Raw genomic sequence first — 16,481 nt, forward strand, 5'->3', positions numbered from 1 at the left:
CTCTCAATTGCTTTGGGAATTAAAGCAAGAAACTCCCTCCCGGTATTCACCGGGAGGGAGACGTTCTTTTGATTAGCTCATCAATCAGATCAGGCTATCGTCCTGATTAATCGAATGCATCTGATCTACAACTCCGCCGTCTTCAGTTACTATGGTGTTGAAGTCGTCAGCTTCGAAGTTCTCCGCAGAGAGGTCTTCCACGTTAATGCCGTTCAAGGTGTAGGTGTGGCCACCATTGTCCAAAACCTCGATCACAACACTGTTGTTCTCTTCCGTGATCTGAACCTGTGATGCATTCAGATTACCAAAATCAATGGTGTCGGTTGCAGGGTCGAAGTTTGTGATGACTTCTTCTGATGCCCAATCCCAATTGATCTCAACGGTATCGCCTCCGATTGCTCCATTGCCGTTGGCCGCAGCTGCAAGAGCTGGTTCAGGAGCATTCTGAGTCTCACGAGGACCATTTTCCTGTTCAGCGTCCTGAGCAGGAGCGGCAACCGCATCATCATCTCTGTCATTGGAAGCAGCTGCTTCCTGTGCAGTGGTCGATGCTTCAGGAGCCTCTGGAATGTAGGTTGTCTCCACATTTTCTGCTTCGGACTGAGTTCCCACATCTGCCAGATTTTCAGCATTGGCGAGTAAGTCATCAATCTTGGCCTGAGCAGCCGCATCATTTGCGATGATGCTGTTTGCTGTCAGATCGGCTACGACAATACCAACCAGCAGAAGTGACCGACCACCGTTACCCGGCAGAGTGAACAACACACCATTGTCGGTCTGTTCCACTTCGAACTGGTCACCGCCAATCCAACCGATGTTCACGGTATCCTGTTCCGGGTTGAAGTTTGCAACTTCTTCCTGCTTGCCCCACTGCCAATCCAGTGTGAACTCACGAGGTGAACCATCGCCCGGATCAACTGGGTCAACCGGATCCACTGGATCTACAGGGTCGACCGGGTCAGGATCTGGGGTTGGGTCTGGGTCCGGAGTTGGGTCGACAGGTGGCTGTGAACCTTCACCGCTGAGCAGATCAAGGATTTCCTGCAATGTAGATGGATCTTTGATGTCGAAGTTATCGGCATTCAGATCCTCAAGGAACACACCTTCCAGCAGAAGGGTCTGTCCACCATTTGATGGCAGGGAGATCACAAGACCGTCTTCAGATTCTGTGAAGCTGATCTGGTCTGAACTGATCCAACCAATACTGATCTTATGATCCGCTGGGTTGAAGTCGGTGATAACGCTGTTTTCACCCCAAGCCCATGTGAACACGACCACACCATCACCAGGAACCTGACCCGGAGTGCCTGTACCCGGATCAACAGGATCAACCGGATCGACTGGATCAACTGGGTCCGGATCTGGATCAGTTGGGTCGACTGGATCAACCGGATCAGTTGGACCGAAGTCACCCGGTCTGGTCTGGTGGCCATCCGTTGTGTCGCCAGCTGGTGCTTCCGGAGTCAACAGGTCTTCACGGCTGACGAGGGTCACGTCATCCTGATCAAAGCCGAATGGAACTTCAAGGTTATCTTCCATGACCTGATCGAAGTGGAATTCCAGCTGACCTGGGACCAGATTATCAAGGGAAATGCCTTCGAACAGGAAGCTCTGACCACTTGGCAGAGTAGAGATCAGCAGGCCGTCGTCAGTTTCTTCAACGCTCAGACGCTCACGTGTACCGTAGTACAGGAAGCTGATCTTCATGGATGATGGGTCAAAGTCAGAGATAACTTCGTGTACGCCGTACTCATGAGACCGGATGTAGACTGTGTCGTCTTCGCGAGGGCCCACGCCTTGTTCCCAAGAGACCACGCCACCAAGATCTTGACGGAGGTGTTCATTGCCGACCACTCCGAAGTCTGAGATGTCGACATCCTGATAGGTGACGCCCTGCACAATTTGTGCAGAAGAGCTCCACGGGCTGTCGAGAACAATTTCACCAGCAGGAGACTTGGTCACGATGAGGCCGTGAACAGATGTTCCGCCGAAGTCCAGCTCGTCCCTATCAGGATCAAAGCCAACGATATCGTCTGCGTTTACGTCAGCGCGGAACTTGGAACCACCTTCATCGGTCGTGCCGGTGACTGTTGGTGGGTTTGAACCGTCGTTGTCATAAACAAGCTCGTATCCGCCACCCTGACTTGGGTCCGGCACTTCAACGGTCTCGCCAATGGCAGAGACAACTTCGTTGAACGCAGACTGTTCTGCGACAGAGAAGTTTGCCAGAGACAGATCGGAGAGTGTCACACCCTGGAAGATGGTGGTGGACATGATGTTACCGAACTGATCAGTGATCACGATGCGGACTGTTTGTCCGAGTGCGTCACCGCTTTCCTCGAAGATCTCGAACTGTTCGCCAGTCACACCTTCCAGAATATGGATCATGTCAGAGGATGGATCGAAGTCTGCGATGACCTGAGACTCACTGTCCAGACCGAGCATATACATGTCGCCAGTATGGCCACCATGCCCATCATCGCCATCGCCTGGATGACCATGACCGTCATCACCGTCACCTGGATCAACCGGGTCAACGGGATCCACAGGGTCTACCGGATCAACAGGATCGGTTGGTTCTTCAGGCTGAGTGTTTCCGCCAACAAGGTCTCTGATCAATTCAGCTGCTGATGCATCCTGAATGGAGAAGTTTGCCAGTGTCAGGTCAGCAAGTGCAACTCCGGCCAGGAGCAGCGTCTGCCCGCCATTGGACGGAATAGAGAAGAGCACACCGTCTGGTGTCTCGGTCACTTCGAGCTGGTCAGCACTGATCCAGTCAACGAAGATCACGCCGTCTTCAGTGTCAAAGTCGTTGACGACTTCCTGTTCACCATATGACCATGTGACCACCACATCAGCATCTTCTTTTGGAACGCCAACGCCTGGCAGAGGGCCGTTCAGGCCTTCTTCGCCAGTCAGACGATCCTGGAAGTAGTCGATTGCTTCATCAACAGTTGGGCTTTCAAAGCCGCCAAACTGCTCAACATACTGCAGAATAGAGGTACCGTATTCGTCCTGCGAAACGTTGCCGCCCTGCAGAAGAGCAAGTGTACCGTAAGCGCCACGCAAGTGGGCAGCAGCCAAAATACCCGTCAGTGTGAGGGTTACGCTGACATCCTGACCGTTCTGCTCGTAGGTGAAATCCTGTCCAATAAAGTCGTCCAGTGACTGGCCGCTGTTGGACAATCCATTTTCAATAATCTGGAGATTGAAGCCAAATGCTTCTTGAACGGCAACTTCCTGTGCTTCAGGAGTCATAAACTCTTCTAGTGAGTCGACGCCATTTTTGCCGGTCCAGGTGCCATCCCAAGTGTTGGTGGCTGCGCCGTTGCCGTAAAAGACGTCATCATCATAGTAACCCAGATCGATAAGCAGAGCTTCACCGAACTGGTAGCCGACGAACCCAAGTGAGTTGGTGGAGCGATAAGACATCGCACTCCATTGGTCGTCGTTCAGATCCCCCCAACTATCATACTCTGGAAAGAAGTCTTGCACCGGACCGCCTGCCCATTCGTTGAGCTGCCAATCCTGAATTCTGCCGTCGTTGTATCTTTCGCGATCCCAACCGGATTCGAAAGCCCGCAATGCGTCACGGAATTCGTCATATGTGCCACGATAGTCCATTGTATTCCCTCAATTTTTATTGAGAGGTTCCAGACAACTCCGAAATTAATGGAGCAAGCCGAATTGCTAAGGTCCGGAAGGCTCACCGAGCCGCTCTCGTTAAAAACGAACGCTGATGCGATCTGACTGCAATTTTGTTCTTTGCGTTTCCAACAGCGCATTGTTTGCAGTGCATCTGATCGCTTCCGCGTTCGACGAGGCTGATTTTTCTGGAAATTGGGGCCAAATTTCGAAAGAAAAATGGAGTATTTATTACAGACGATTTTAAAAAAATCTCTGCGAATCAATGTTTTACATCACAGAATACCGTTTTTAGAATCTGACGTTTCTGTTTTCTCTCAGTATTTCCGCGGCTTAACGATTCTATAGATTTAGAAAGATCTTTGGTATTTTATTGGCGTTTAAGGTGCCTTATTTGCCTTATTTGGCTCGTATTACTTTAGGATATCTACCTACACATTCTTGTGAATTATGCGGATATCACACGTGCTGCACGCACCATCAGGCTTCCGACTCAAAGTGCCTAAACAATCCCTAAAATTCTACCCGCATACATTGCTGATTCTAGCGATCGGCATTTGCCTCCAAAATGAGAATGGAGACTAGTTCATTCTGGGAGGAAACTATGGCCACGATCGCTATAAGCATGGCTTTGGCTCTGTGCTTTACGTCCATTGCCCTTTTGTTTCTTGCCGTGAAAAACAGGTGGTCTGCCCGCTCTAGGGTTCTCAGGCGTAAAGCACCGATCAAAGGCGAGTTTTCGCTTCATCCGCTTAATCTCATCAATGAGGAAGAAGAGAAGATCGAGAAAAAGCGCCTTAAGCGGCGGGACGATCTTTAGGGTGCTTGCGTCGGGGCTGTTTAAACAGCGGAATAAACGGTCTGCGCCACGCATCCGGGAACGCAGGCCGCAAAGCATAATTATGCTGTACTTAGGACGGGCGTAGCTCTGACCAAGACTTGCCGAGATTCTGACCCTTTGCCAGATGGCCCCACTTGGTTTCCAGCATTCGGTCATCAAGGTGGTAGACCGAGCGGAGCAGGTCGGTTGTCACAACATCCTGCGGCGTACCGTGCGCAACCAGATTGCCGTGGTTCAGCACGAATATCTTGTCGGCATAGACGCAAGCCAGATCAATATCATGAAGGACTGCGATAACACCGCCACCTTCATTGGCGTACTTACGTCCTGTCTCCAGTACGTCGATCTGGTGCTTTAGATCCAAACTCGCGGTCGGTTCATCCAGAAACAGATAGTTGGCACGGCCATTTTGTCTTGGTTCCCAAACCTGACAGAGCACACGAGCCAAATGAACACGCTGTTTTTCGCCGCCGGACAGTTCCTGATAGTATCTGTTCAGGTAGGACGTCAGACCGACGCAATCCAGAGCTTCCAGAACGCGCGGGCGTAGTTGCTTTGCGCTAAGGCCGTGTCTGCCGGAGACCAGACCCAGCATAACAACTTCCTCGACTGAGAATGGAAAGGATAGCTGTGAGCTTTGAGGCAACACCGCACGGCGGCCTGCAAGCTCAACCGCCGGGACTGACCAGATAGACGTGCCATCCAGTATTACGTCGCCTTCAGATGGTGACAGATCGCCCGTCAGGCATTTGAGAAGCGTCGACTTGCCTGCACCGTTGGGACCGATGATTACCGTCAACTCTCCCGGACAACTGCGGAAGTAGACGTCTCGGAGCAGTTTTTTTGTGCCAATGCTTACTGTGATGTTTATTGCCTCAAGCATCTGAGATCCTCACAATTGGACGTGGTTTTTGCGACCAAGCAGGATGGAAAGGAACACAGGCGCGCCAATGATTGCTGTGATGATGCCGATTGGCAGTTCGGCGGGCGCGACCACCGTTCTGGCGACAACATCCGCGGCAACCAATAAGGATGCACCGAGCAATGCGCAGGAGGGAAGGAGGAAGCGGTGGTCTGGTCCAATCACCAGTCTCAAGACGTGGGGCACGACAATCCCAACAAAACCAATTGCACCAGCCGCCGCAACTGAAGCTCCGGCTGCACCTGCAACCAGAACAATGATCAAACGCTTGAGATGCTGTGTGTTGAAGCCAAGATGAAAGGCTTCAGCCTCACCCAACAAAAATGCATTCAGGCCCTTTGCGATGAATGGGAGAGAAACGAGCACAGCCAAAGCAAAGGGAAGCGTGGACCAGACTCTTGGCCATGTGGAACTTCCCAGTCCGCCCATGCCCCAGAATGTCAGGTCTCTGAGTTCTGCATCTGTGCTGCCAAAAACGAGAAACCCAGTTATGGCACCAGACAATGCGCCAAGTGCAATACCTGCCAGCAGCATGGTCGCGATGGAGGTTTGACCTCGACGGGTTGCGACTTTGTAGAGCAGGGTGGTTGTTGCGGCACCGCCGACAAAGGCTCCCCATGGGAGAAGGTAGACCGAATAGTGATCTAAAATCCATGCAGGCAAGCTGGAGGACAGAGTGATCACGCAGACTGCTGCGAGGGCTGCACCAGATGAAACCCCCACCAAACCCGGATCGGCGAGAGGATTTCGGAACAGACCCTGCATCATTGCACCGGAGGCAGCAAGAGAGGCGCCGACCAGACATCCAAGTACCGTTCTTGGCATCCGAATGTCCATCAGGACGACTTTGTCTCGGAGAGTGAGCGCTGTTTCATCACCAAAGAGCCAGTAATTAACTGCGCCGAATATGTGTGAGACAGATACCTCAGTTGGCCCAATAGCCAGCGATACGAAGCAGATAATCAGGAGCAGCACCGTTAGTGCCTTAACAGCGTACTGCTGGCAGAATTCTCGGCTTGTTCTTGCATGGGTTACGGGTGACTTGAACGCTTCGGACAGTGTCATCTCACTCATTGCCACCTCACCTCACGACTTTGCGTCAGGTTTAGCTGCGATTTTCACAAAACGATCACTCAGATCGCGAAGGGCTTGCGCTGTGCGAGGGCCAAAGCCAAGGAGGTAGACGCCGTCCATGACGATGAGATTGCCGTTTAAACCTGCTGGGGTGAGGTTGAAGCCTGGCTCTTTGAGAATTGCTGACTGACCGCTTGAGCCCGGACGAGACATCATCATCACAACATCAGGAGCTGCTGCAATCAACGCTTCTTTGGAGACTGGTTTGTAGCCGCGCAGGTTTGCAAACACGTTGGTTGCGCCAGCCAATCCGATCACGGCATGAGCACCTGTTTCGCGGCCTGCGACCAGCGGCTTTCCACCGCCCTCAGAGATGACAAAGACAACTTTGAGCGGTTTGGCTTGCTGATGTGCGTAGGCAATAGCCTCATCAAGATCTGCTTTGACTTTCGTTTTCAGTGCTTTCGTTTCGTCTGGAAGCTGTAATGCGTTTCCGACAATATCAATTTTCTCAAGAATGCCTTCCGGGGAATAAACTTCTTTCACTTCCGTCAGCTTCATGGAGGCTGCTTTGAGGACATCCACCGCTGTTGGCGGGCCAGAACCTTCCATCATGAGGATATGATCTGGATTGGCTGCGAGCACCCCTTCTGCACTGAGAGCTCTCATGTAACCCACATTGGGAAGCTTTTTTGCCTCCTCCGGATATAGACTTGTGGTGTCGACAGCGGCCAACCTATCCTGAGCTTCAAGAGCGTAGACGATTTCTGTCAGCGAGGACCCGATCGAGATAATGCGCTGATCTTTTGGCAGGTCTTCAGCTTGGACCTGACCAATGAACATTCCAAAGAACAAGCTCAGGAGCGCAGCAGCTGCATAAGGAAGCATGAGAGAAAATGAATCGAGGGCTCTGGTTAGAACACGCATGGTAGCACCCATTTGAGAGGAGGTATTTCATTCCTTCGGGCATGAGTGGCTTCTGGCTTCCCAAATTCGCCCAGTTCGTAAAACGCTATCTTTCAAAATAACATGAGTGAAATACTCATATTTATTTATCGGGTCAATCTCTAAATTGAACTAGGAGGAAGACAGGCAAATATAAGAAATAATACTTGACTATTAAATTCATATTTTTCTACATACGCAGGTCGAGAGCCTTTTAAGGCGCATCGTTAAGACCATTTTGCCAGCCAAGCGGTTTAAATCGCTAGCCAGCCTCCGCATACCCCTCCCATTCCTATTGTGGTATGTGTTTTGAGAGTGGCTCTGAAGACCTGAAACTTTGCTGAGCTTTTGACTGGAAAGGCTCATGTACTAATTGGCTAAGGAGTTCCGGCGTGTACATTGCAATGAACCGTTTCCGCGTGGTGCGGGGCAAAGAAGAAGAGTTTGAAACCGTTTGGAAAAATCGTGAGCGTCACCTGAGCTCCGTTCCCGGCTACATCGAATTTCGTATGCTCAAAGGCGAGACAGCTGAAGACCATACCCTTTATGCATCCCATACCACCTGGGATACCTATGAGAATTTTGTCGGCTGGACGAAGTCTGAAGCGTTTGCGTCTGCTCATAAAGGCGCTGGCACCCGCATGAACTTCTATCTGGGCGGCCCACACTTTGAAGGCTTTGAAGTCATCCTGACCGAGACCCGCGAAGTCGCTTAAAGCCTTCCTGACTGGAAGCTGCAACTTGCTGTAGCTTCCTTTCTCCCCCTTCCAAAGTATCAATTGTGCCGTTATATTTTGTGTGCAAACTATTTGTATGCAAAATTTATGGAGTGTCTGTGATGCGCTTAGATAATTGCATTTTTTATCTGCTTTCCCGCAGCGCCAGAAGTGGTGCGCGGTTTTATAAGAAGCAACTGGAAGAACTGGGCCTCACACCGGTCCAATCCATTGTGTTGCAAGCCCTTGCTGTTCAGGACGGATGCACAACGTCTCAACTGGGCAAGGCTGCCGAACTGGACAATGCAACACTTACCGGTGTGCTGGACCGGCTTTGCCCCGCCGGGTATTTGGAGCGCAGAGCAAGCCCGGAAGACCGGCGGACCCAGCATATTTTCCTCACCAAGCAAGGTCAGGAAGTTTCCGAAATTCTTGACAGTTTAACCGAAGATGCAAACGCCAGATTTCTTGCGGAGCTGAGTGATCGTGAGAAGGACGATCTCAAGGCGCTTCTCACCCGGCTTTAGGCTGGGCACCCAAATTCATTAGAGCATTGTTTTCATCGCGTAATCTGATTGAACACCTGCAGTCACTTACAGGATTACGCCTTTATCTCAAAGATTTTCAATAGGACGGATTGAAAAGATGGACGTAAAAGTGATGTCAGGACTGGAGTTCCTGAAAGCCATGCAGAAAGCTGGCAATCGCCCGCCAATGGCGGAAACCATGAATGTAGACCTTGATTGCATTGAGGATGGTCTGGTTCGTTTTAAATGCATGCCAACGAATGATCATCTCAATCCGGGTGGTACAGTGCATGGCGGCTATGCTGCGACGGCGTTGGATTCTGTCCTTTCTCTTGCGGTTCAGACCAAGCTCAAAGACGCCTTCAATTTCCGCGGCACCTCAGAACTCAACGTCAAGTACATACATCCCATTAAGGTAGGGCAGGTTCTATACGCTGAAGGCCGCGTGGTCAGCATGACACGTCAGACCGGGATCTCTGCCGGAGAAATCGTCGACGAAGAAGGCAAAATTTACGCCTATGCTTCTGGAACTGTGATGATCAAACCAGAATCTTGATCGCATAGTTTTGGACAGGAACACATAATCGCCTCTATGTGCTCCTTCTTTTGTGGACAAATTAGCTGGCTAAATTAATTTATTTTTGTCTGCTATATTTTCGGTTCCATTAGTTGAAACTCTTCAAAACTGCCAATTAATTAGAATTTATAGCCTTGAAATTGTGTCTTTTTATTCGATTAAATAATACTTACAATGAAGGACGCAACAATACGCCCTACCCCATAGGAACTATATTTTACAATTGCACGTAACATAGTTTACACGCTATACGTGCTTATGGTGTTCCTGTGATGAGAAATCCGAAGCTATTTAGTGTAATGTGCTCTCGGATTCGTCTCTATCCAAAAAAAAGCGCTTTCTGTCATGCTGCACTCGATCTCGGACCGCTCCCTCGTTTCTCGCTTTGGAATTTCTCCCTGGTCATCCACCAGTAATCGTAAAAGTGACGCTGTCTATCTTTACCTGGAAGAACAGATCATCGTTGGTGCTCTTAAACCTGGTGAAGCAATTGCCGAACAGACGGTAGCTGATGCGTGTGATTGCGCGCAAGGAACTGTACGTGAGGCCTTGCTTAAACTTCAGCAATCCGGCTTGGTGGTACGGCACGACTACAAAGGCACTCGCGTTGCGGGTATCAGCCGCGCTGAAGCTGTCGAGATTGTCAAAATCCGCATGCAGCTGGAAGAGCAAGCCGGACGAATGATTGCCTCTAACATTTCAAGTGAGACGCGTGACCGGCTCTTTGAAATTCTGGATGCTATGTGTCAGGCAGCCGATGACAACGAGGTGTTTCTTTGCAGCGCTTATGACCGCCTCTTCCATGCAACTCTATTCCGTCAGGCAAACTTGCGCGGACTAGAGCCTATTCTGGAACGGTGCGCACTCCATATGCATCGTGTGACACTGTCACACCGGGATATTCCACTCAATGGTGAAGACATCCATGAAAAGCATATTGCGATCATCGAAACGCATTGCAATGGCACGCCTGAAGAAGCTGCCAACGCTGCGCGAGGGCATGTAAGCTTCCTGTTTGACCGCTGGATGTCAGAGCACACCTTCCTTAGTCTTTCCATTTAGACCGTTGCCAGCTTTCCGCTGGAGCAACGCATAAAAAAAGCCGGAGTGCAGAAGCATCCGGCTTTTGTTGTTTCTTACGCTTGTGCGTTGCTTAGACGTCGAGGTTCGCAACGGATAGAGCGTTGGTTTGAATAAAGTCGCGACGCGGCTCTACTTCATCACCCATCAGCTTGGTAAAGATGTCATCCGCGGCATCCGCTTCTTTGATCTTCACCTGCAGCAGAGAGCGTACATTCGGGTCCAGCGTAGTTTCCCAAAGCTGTTCTGGGTTCATCTCGCCCAGACCCTTATAGCGCTGCATGGAGATGCCACGGCGCCCTTGCGCATAAACAGCCTCCAGAAGGGCTTGTGGGCCGCGAATTTCGACAGATTTGTCTTTGCGCACCAAGGATGCGGCCTTGTGATAGACCTCATCCAGATGCTTAAAGTAGCTGTCAAGGCGACGCGCATCTGCAGAACCGAGTAGGGCAGCATCGATTGTAGTGACTTCTTTCACGCCGCGAACAACACGGTTGAAGATGAGATCACCCTCTTCAGTTGCTTCACCTTCCCAACCACGCTCAAACTCGTCAGCCAGAATATCCAGGCGACGCGCGATGTAAGCAGCAGCTTCCTGCGCTTTTTCGTGGTTGTGCAGATTGTCGGAGTTCAGCGCACCAGCAATTGCAGCCTGCTCGACAACAGCTTTGTTGTAGCGGGAATGCAGACCGTTGAGAACGTCAGAGATTTCACGGGCCTCGTTCACAACGCTGCGCAGGTCTTCGCCCATGCGCACTTCGCCGCTTGCAAGGCTGAGTGACGTTTCATCCAGGCCACTGCCTATCAGGTACTCTTCAAAGGCCGCTTCATCTTTCAGGTACTGCTCGGACTTGCCGCGCGTAACCTTATAAAGCGGAGGCTGAGCGATATAGACGTAGCCGTTTTCAATCAGATCAGGCATCTGACGGAAGAGGAAGGTCAGTAGAAGCGTACGAATGTGCGCGCCATCGACGTCCGCATCGGTCATGATGATGATCTTATGGTAGCGGAGTTTTTCGAGGTTGAATTCCTCGTTGCCGATACCTGTTCCCAATGCAGTGATGAGCGTGCCGATTTCCTGCGAGGAGATCATTTTATCAAAACGTGCGCGCTCGACGTTCAGGATCTTACCCTTCAGCGGCAACACAGCCTGATTTGATCTGTCACGGCCCTGTTTGGCAGAGCCACCCGCGGAATCACCCTCCACTATGAAGAGTTCAGCTTTAGAAGCATCGCGCTCCTGACAATCGGCCAGCTTACCGGGTAGAGATGCGATATCCAGTGCGCCTTTGCGGCGTGTGAGCTCGCGAGCTTTACGAGCAGCTTCGCGAGCGCTCGCAGCTTCCACCACTTTGGAAACAATGGACTTTGCCGGGGCCGGGTTTTCTTCCAGCCATGTAGACAGCGCTTCACCAACGAGGTTCTCAACCACCGGACGGACTTCTGAGGAAACCAGCTTGTCTTTTGTCTGGGAGGAGAACTTAGGATCCGGCACTTTTACAGAAAGCACGCAGGACAGGCCTTCGCGGCAATCTTCGCCAGTTGGGTTTACTTTCTCACGCTTCAAGATCCCTGATGAATCTGCGTAGCCGGTCAACTGACGTGTCAGAGCGGCGCGGAAACCAGCAAGGTGCGTACCACCATCACGCTGTGGGATGTTGTTTGTGAAGCACAGAACGTTTTCGTGATAACTGGAGTTCCACCACATCGCCACTTCTACAGTGATGCCGTCTTTTTCGGCAATCATTGTAACAGGCTCTTCGATGAGTGGGTGCTTGGCACGATCCAGATAACGAACGAAAGCTTCCAGACCGCCTTCGTAGTAGAGCTCTTCAACGCGAGGCTCAACACCACGATTATCTGTCAGGATGATACGGGCACCGGAGTTGAGGAAGGCCAGCTCGCGCAGGCGGTGCTCAAGGGTGTCGTAATCAAACTCAATTTTGGTGAAGGTTTGAGGAGATGGGGTGAAGGTCACCTCAGTACCGGATTTACCCGGAGCGTCGCCGACAACTTTCAAAGGAGCTTCAGCCTCACCGTGATGGAAGCGAAGGAAGTGTTCTTTGTCATTGCGGAATACACGCAGCTCCAATGTGGTGGACAGTGCGTTCACCACAGAAACACCCACACCATGCAGACCGCCGGATACTTTGTAGGAGTTGCTGTCAAACTTACCACCAGCGTGGAGCTGGGTCATAATAACTTCAGCCGCAGAAATTCCCTCTTCCGAGTGAATGTCTACCGGAATACCGCGTCCGTTATCGGTTACCGAGACAGAACCATCAGCGTTCAACGTAACGGTCACATAATCAGCATGACCGGCCAGCGCTTCATCGATGGAGTTGTCGACAACCTCATAGACCATATGGTGCAGGCCCGAGCCATCATCGGTATCACCGATATACATGCCGGGGCGTTTACGTACAGCATCCAGGCCTTTCAGCACTTTGATGGAATCTGCACCGTATTCACCTGCGCCATTTTCCTGCTCAGGTCCGCCATTTTCAGGGGTCGACGTTTCGCTCATTCGAATCACTTCACACAACGGTTTTCATTAGGGTTCATGTTATAATTGGTTGGGCAAATGGTTCAAGCAATCTGGGAGTTTAAGCGCTCGTAAACCAAGGGAAATATTGCATAAACACTATTTTTAAGGGGGGATAATTTCCTTAGCGTGCATCCCATGGATTTGCTTGCACGATTAGCACCCCAAGTTTTCATTTTTGTGCCTGGCATTTTCTGAAAATTGAAACGACTTATCGGTGATATTGCTACCGTGTAATCATCAGTACTGCGATGCCGAGAAGTCCCAGAGAAGCTAGTCGATTAATCAGGTACATCGTCTTTTCTGACCTCAAGAACTGGCAAAATTTGACTGCCAGAAATGAATAGGCACCGTTGATGATCAGTAAGATGGCTGACAGCACAGCGGCGAGTTCAACAAAGCCCAGCAGGCTCATTTCCTCAACGCTGACCAAATTGGGCATCAGCGCGAGGTAGAACATGATTGCCTTGGGGTTTGACAGGTTGAACAATAGCCCAGCAAACAAGGATGTCTTCGCAGAAGATTGTGGTGGGATTGAGTTGCTGTCATCCTCAGAAGGAGCTGTATTTGCGCTCTTCCAGATGCCCCATGCAATGTAGGTGAGATACGCAGCACCTAACCACTGCAACGCCACGAAGGTTCCAGAAAAACTGCTCGCAATTGCCGCTAATCCCAATGCAGCCATGGAGAACCAGAGCAGATCACCGCTCAACAGCCCCAAACAGAACAGTATTGCACCGCTGCTGCCAAAGCTCATAGCGCGGGCGATGATTGCAAAAACGGCAGGGCCGGGAATGATCGCTAATGTGAAAAGCGTGCCACCAAACAGGGCAAGGCTGGTTACATCCATAAAACTGCAGCGGTTCTTTCGTGGTGACGAGCACTTTCAGTTTACGGCGCCGCAGTCTTCCGCAAGCGCCGTCTCAAAGAGCAGATTGCTCAGCGGGTCACCATGGTTGCTGCCACGCCGACCATTACCACGCTGGAACTTCGGTTCAGCCGCTGGAATGCTTTTTGCGACGAAATCAGCTTCTTTGCAGAGACCGCCAAATAGGCATAGATGCCGAAGACGATGAACAACACACTGGCCATGGTTGCTGCCAGTTCCCAATAAGCCAGCAGGTTGATCTTATCCATGGGCACGATGTTCGGCATCAGCGCCATATAAAAGATCACGACCTTTGGGTTGGACAGGTTCATTGAGAGACCAGCAAGCAAGGCTGTAAAACGTGAGGACGCCTCTACAGCTGTATCACCATCTTGCGTTGGGGATACGCCTTTTGAGTTCCACATCCCCCAGGCGACGTATAGCAGATAGGCGGCTCCAACCCATTTGAGCGCCATGAAAATGATCGCATAATTGGTCGCAATTGCTGCCAGCCCCATGATTGCAAGCGTGAACCAGAACAGATCACCACAGATCATACCGACAACGAACATAGGTGTGCCACGCATGCCTTGTCCGAAAATACGGGCAAGCAAAGCGGCGATACCGGGACCCGGTGTGATGGCTGCAGCGAACAAGGTTCCTGCAAAAAACAAAAGAACTGCCAATTCCATTTTATTGCTCTTCTTATCGCGCCACGATTGCGGCAGCGGTGCCAAACATTGCAACACTCGCGCTCTTATTCAATCGAGACACGGCTTTTTCTGAGGTCAGGAGGCTTCGTGCCCGTACGGTCACACCAATATAGATTGCAAAGACCAGTGACAACACGGCAAGCGTAACAAACATCAACTCAACCAAGCCAATAGTTGTGATGGTTTCCATAGGCACCACGCTTGGCATCAAAGCCGCATAAAACAGCAAGCCTTTAGGATTGGAAAGCGTGATCAGCATGCCGGAGACAAGTGTTTTGGCACTGCTTTTGGTGTTTTGCGTTATGGCGGCGGTGCCTTCAGTTGCCTGCGCTGTCTGGAGACCACTGGCACGCCAGAGCTTCCAAGCCAGAAACAGCAAGTAAGCAGCGCCTGCGTATTTAACGATGGTGAACGCCAGTACATAAGTACTCGCCAGTTTTGCGAGGCCCAGGATTGCCAGAATAAACAGACACATGCTGCCAATCAGCATGCCAGAGACGAATGTGAGTGTACCTTGCAACCCAAAACCGAGTGTACGCGAAACCAGTGCCGTAATCGCAGGGCCCGGTGTGATGGCAACAACAAATAGAGTTGCCCCAAATACGAGGAGAATTTGCAAGTCCATGGGGGTCACTTAGGTCAGAGATAGAGCGCTTAACGCAGTTTGCGTATTCTCATCGGAAAGCTTGTCTCTGCTTTTCCAGAATACCGCCCAAGACTAATCACAAGGATATTTCGCTGACAAGCGAGATAAAAGTGGCTTGCCTTCAAGCCAGCTCAATGATGGCACTTTTAACTTAGCGTGATACCACCGTTTGCAACCTCAAAAATCTGTGCGGCACTTGGCAGGTCTTTGAAGAGGTTTTCGTCGGTGCCAGTCATGAAAACCTGACCGCCCAGAACTTCCAGCCGTGTAAAGAGAGCTTCGCGGCGGCCCGGATCCAGATGGGCGGCGACTTCATCCAGCAGCAGGATCGGGGTCATGCCGGAAATCGATGAGGTGAGGTCTGCATGTGCCAAAACCAAGCCAATCAACAGCGCTTTTTGCTCTCCAGTTGAAGCTTGCGCGGCAGGCATTTGCTTTTCGCTATGGACCACGTAGAGGTCAGAGCGGTGCGGACCATCCAGAGTACGCCCTGCGGCACGGTCGCGGAAGCGGCCTTCCACCAGCAAATCCCGATAGCAATCTTCCCGATCTGAAGCGCTCATGCCGATGGTCGCGGTTTCAAACGCGCCTTGCAGGTGGATTTCTGCGGACGGGAAGGGGAGGCCGAGCTGCTTTTGTGCTTCCAGTGTTTTGGCCAGCAAACTCACGGTTTCACTACGAGCCAGAGCGACAGCGGTGCCCAGTTCAGCAACCTGCGCTTCGATGGCATCCAGATATTCGGGTGTTCCGCCCTCAGACAACAGGCGATTTCGCTGGCGCAAAGCTTTTTCAAAGCTTGCAACCATTCTGCCATGAGACGGATTGAGGGAGAGGACCAGACGATCGAGAAACTTGCGTCGATCAGAGGCTGAGCCCGTAAACAGGCCATCCATGGACGGGACCAGCCACAAAACACGAAGGTATTCCAGAAGAGCTTCGGAAGAACGAGCTTCTTCGCCATCAATGCGGACGCGGCGTCCCGGTTCTCCGGCAGTTAAACCTGTACCGATGCGGGTCTCACCAAATTCTCCATCCAAGATCGCGCTGACAGCCCAGCCGCCAGATCCATCGGCGCGGGCTATATCACCCAGTGTTGCGCGTCGGAGACCACGACCAGCGGAGAGAAAGGAGATTGCTTCGAGAATATTGGTTTTGCCTGCGCCGTTATCGCCAACAAAAGCGACCATTCGGCTGTTCAACTCAACGCTCGTTGCGTTGTAGTTTCGAAAATCCGTTAGCGCGAGGCGATTAAGCGCCACAGGCACTGGATCCGACATTCAGGCTCTCTTTGGTTACATGAATTTTGAGCATATTCTCATCCGAAAATTGGCTGCTATTTTTCGGGAATATGTAGCAGAAGAAAAAATGCCCCCGGCTTAGGA

14 protein-coding genes are annotated in these 16,481 nt (G+C 51.2%); 5 read left to right on the plus strand and 9 right to left on the minus strand.

The annotated features are described in order from the left end of the window. Positions 1-84: 84 nt before the first annotated feature. Positions 85-3,624 (minus strand): hypothetical protein, encoded by a 3,540-nt coding sequence (locus PsWM33_RS11705; RefSeq protein ID WP_063300358.1) that lies wholly within the window; start codon positions 3,622-3,624, stop codon positions 85-87. Positions 3,625-4,249: 625 nt separating this feature from the next. Between PsWM33_RS11705 and PsWM33_RS11710 the strand changes: the two genes are divergently transcribed. Continuing rightward, complete coding sequence (locus PsWM33_RS11710; RefSeq protein WP_063294723.1) at positions 4,250-4,465, plus strand: hypothetical protein; 216 nt, start codon at positions 4,250-4,252, stop codon at positions 4,463-4,465. Positions 4,466-4,556: 91 nt separating this feature from the next. On the opposite strand, the gene PsWM33_RS11715 is transcribed toward PsWM33_RS11710, so the two are convergent. Genes PsWM33_RS11715 through PsWM33_RS11725 form a run of 3 tightly spaced genes read right to left on the minus strand, consistent with a single transcriptional unit; the run spans position 4,557 to position 7,409 of the window. Next, positions 4,557-5,369 carry a heme ABC transporter ATP-binding protein gene (locus PsWM33_RS11715; RefSeq protein ID WP_063300359.1) on the minus strand — a complete coding sequence of 271 codons (813 nt, stop codon included), beginning with the start codon at positions 5,367-5,369 and terminating at the stop codon, positions 4,557-4,559. 9 nt (positions 5,370-5,378) lie between these two features. Next, on the minus strand, positions 5,379-6,482 hold the full coding sequence (locus tag PsWM33_RS11720) for a FecCD family ABC transporter permease (RefSeq protein ID WP_063300360.1): 1,104 nt from the start codon (positions 6,480-6,482) through the stop codon (positions 5,379-5,381). 12 nt (positions 6,483-6,494) lie between these two features. Beyond that, on the minus strand, positions 6,495-7,409 hold the full coding sequence (locus tag PsWM33_RS11725; protein WP_208994530.1) for a heme/hemin ABC transporter substrate-binding protein: 915 nt from the start codon (positions 7,407-7,409) through the stop codon (positions 6,495-6,497). Between the two features lie 410 nt (positions 7,410-7,819). Here PsWM33_RS11725 and PsWM33_RS11730 point away from each other — a divergent pair, with 410 nt between their 5' ends. From PsWM33_RS11730 to PsWM33_RS11745, 4 genes are all read left to right on the plus strand, one after another. Continuing rightward, positions 7,820-8,143 (plus strand): antibiotic biosynthesis monooxygenase family protein, encoded by a 324-nt coding sequence (locus tag PsWM33_RS11730; protein ID WP_057463125.1) that lies wholly within the window; start codon positions 7,820-7,822, stop codon positions 8,141-8,143. A gap of 122 nt (positions 8,144-8,265) precedes the next feature. Next, the gene (locus PsWM33_RS11735; protein WP_063300392.1) at positions 8,266-8,670 is read left to right on the plus strand and encodes a MarR family winged helix-turn-helix transcriptional regulator; all 405 of its coding nucleotides are present in this window, start codon (positions 8,266-8,268) and stop codon (positions 8,668-8,670) included. 118 nt (positions 8,671-8,788) lie between these two features. Continuing rightward, positions 8,789-9,226 (plus strand): PaaI family thioesterase, encoded by a 438-nt coding sequence (locus tag PsWM33_RS11740; RefSeq protein ID WP_063300361.1) that lies wholly within the window; start codon positions 8,789-8,791, stop codon positions 9,224-9,226. Positions 9,227-9,592: 366 nt separating this feature from the next. Further along, a complete protein-coding gene (locus tag PsWM33_RS11745) occupies positions 9,593-10,309 on the plus strand; it encodes a GntR family transcriptional regulator (RefSeq protein WP_063294718.1) in 717 nt (238 codons plus the stop codon). Between the two features lie 91 nt (positions 10,310-10,400). Here the strand turns inward: PsWM33_RS11745 and gyrB are convergent, their stop codons facing one another. From gyrB to recF, 5 genes are all read right to left on the minus strand, one after another. Further along, positions 10,401-12,854, minus strand: a complete 2,454-nt coding sequence (gene gyrB, locus PsWM33_RS11750; RefSeq protein WP_063294717.1) for a DNA topoisomerase (ATP-hydrolyzing) subunit B — start codon at positions 12,852-12,854, stop codon at positions 10,401-10,403. Positions 12,855-13,098: 244 nt separating this feature from the next. Next, positions 13,099-13,722, minus strand: coding sequence for a LysE family translocator (locus PsWM33_RS11755; protein ID WP_063300362.1), 624 nt, complete (start codon positions 13,720-13,722; stop codon positions 13,099-13,101). 89 nt (positions 13,723-13,811) lie between these two features. Then, entirely contained in the window at positions 13,812-14,432 is a 621-nt protein-coding gene (locus PsWM33_RS11760) for a LysE family translocator (RefSeq protein WP_063300363.1), read from the minus strand. Positions 14,433-14,445: 13 nt separating this feature from the next. After that, positions 14,446-15,078 (minus strand): LysE family translocator, encoded by a 633-nt coding sequence (locus tag PsWM33_RS11765; protein WP_063300364.1) that lies wholly within the window; start codon positions 15,076-15,078, stop codon positions 14,446-14,448. A 167-nt stretch (positions 15,079-15,245) separates the two neighbouring features. Next, complete coding sequence (recF, locus tag PsWM33_RS11770; protein WP_063300365.1) at positions 15,246-16,376, minus strand: DNA replication/repair protein RecF; 1,131 nt, start codon at positions 16,374-16,376, stop codon at positions 15,246-15,248. Positions 16,377-16,481 lie beyond the last annotated feature (105 nt).

It is taken from the genome of Pseudovibrio sp. WM33 (assembly GCF_001623165.1).
In the GTDB taxonomy this organism is placed as follows: Bacteria; Pseudomonadota; Alphaproteobacteria; order Rhizobiales; family Stappiaceae; genus Pseudovibrio.

Excerpts from the sequence above, each read along its gene's own strand:
- PsWM33_RS11705 (WP_063300358.1), bottom strand. The coding sequence starts at position 3,624 with ATGGACTATCGTGGCACATATGACGAATTCCGTGACGCATTGCGGGCT.
- PsWM33_RS11710 (WP_063294723.1), top strand. The coding sequence starts at position 4,250 with ATGGCCACGATCGCTATAAGCATGGCTTTGGCTCTGTGCTTTACGTCC.
- PsWM33_RS11715 (WP_063300359.1), bottom strand. The coding sequence starts at position 5,369 with ATGCTTGAGGCAATAAACATCACAGTAAGCATTGGCACAAAAAAACTG.
- PsWM33_RS11720 (WP_063300360.1), bottom strand. The coding sequence starts at position 6,482 with ATGAGTGAGATGACACTGTCCGAAGCGTTCAAGTCACCCGTAACCCAT.
- PsWM33_RS11725 (WP_208994530.1), bottom strand. The coding sequence starts at position 7,409 with ATGCGTGTTCTAACCAGAGCCCTCGATTCATTTTCTCTCATGCTTCCT.
- PsWM33_RS11735 (WP_063300392.1), top strand. The coding sequence starts at position 8,266 with ATGCGCTTAGATAATTGCATTTTTTATCTGCTTTCCCGCAGCGCCAGA.
- PsWM33_RS11740 (WP_063300361.1), top strand. The coding sequence starts at position 8,789 with ATGGACGTAAAAGTGATGTCAGGACTGGAGTTCCTGAAAGCCATGCAG.
- PsWM33_RS11745 (WP_063294718.1), top strand. The coding sequence starts at position 9,593 with ATGCTGCACTCGATCTCGGACCGCTCCCTCGTTTCTCGCTTTGGAATT.
- gyrB (WP_063294717.1), bottom strand. The coding sequence starts at position 12,854 with ATGAGCGAAACGTCGACCCCTGAAAATGGCGGACCTGAGCAGGAAAAT.
- PsWM33_RS11755 (WP_063300362.1), bottom strand. The coding sequence starts at position 13,722 with ATGGATGTAACCAGCCTTGCCCTGTTTGGTGGCACGCTTTTCACATTA.
- PsWM33_RS11760 (WP_063300363.1), bottom strand. The coding sequence starts at position 14,432 with ATGGAATTGGCAGTTCTTTTGTTTTTTGCAGGAACCTTGTTCGCTGCA.
- PsWM33_RS11765 (WP_063300364.1), bottom strand. The coding sequence starts at position 15,078 with ATGGACTTGCAAATTCTCCTCGTATTTGGGGCAACTCTATTTGTTGTT.
- recF (WP_063300365.1), bottom strand. The coding sequence starts at position 16,376 with ATGTCGGATCCAGTGCCTGTGGCGCTTAATCGCCTCGCGCTAACGGAT.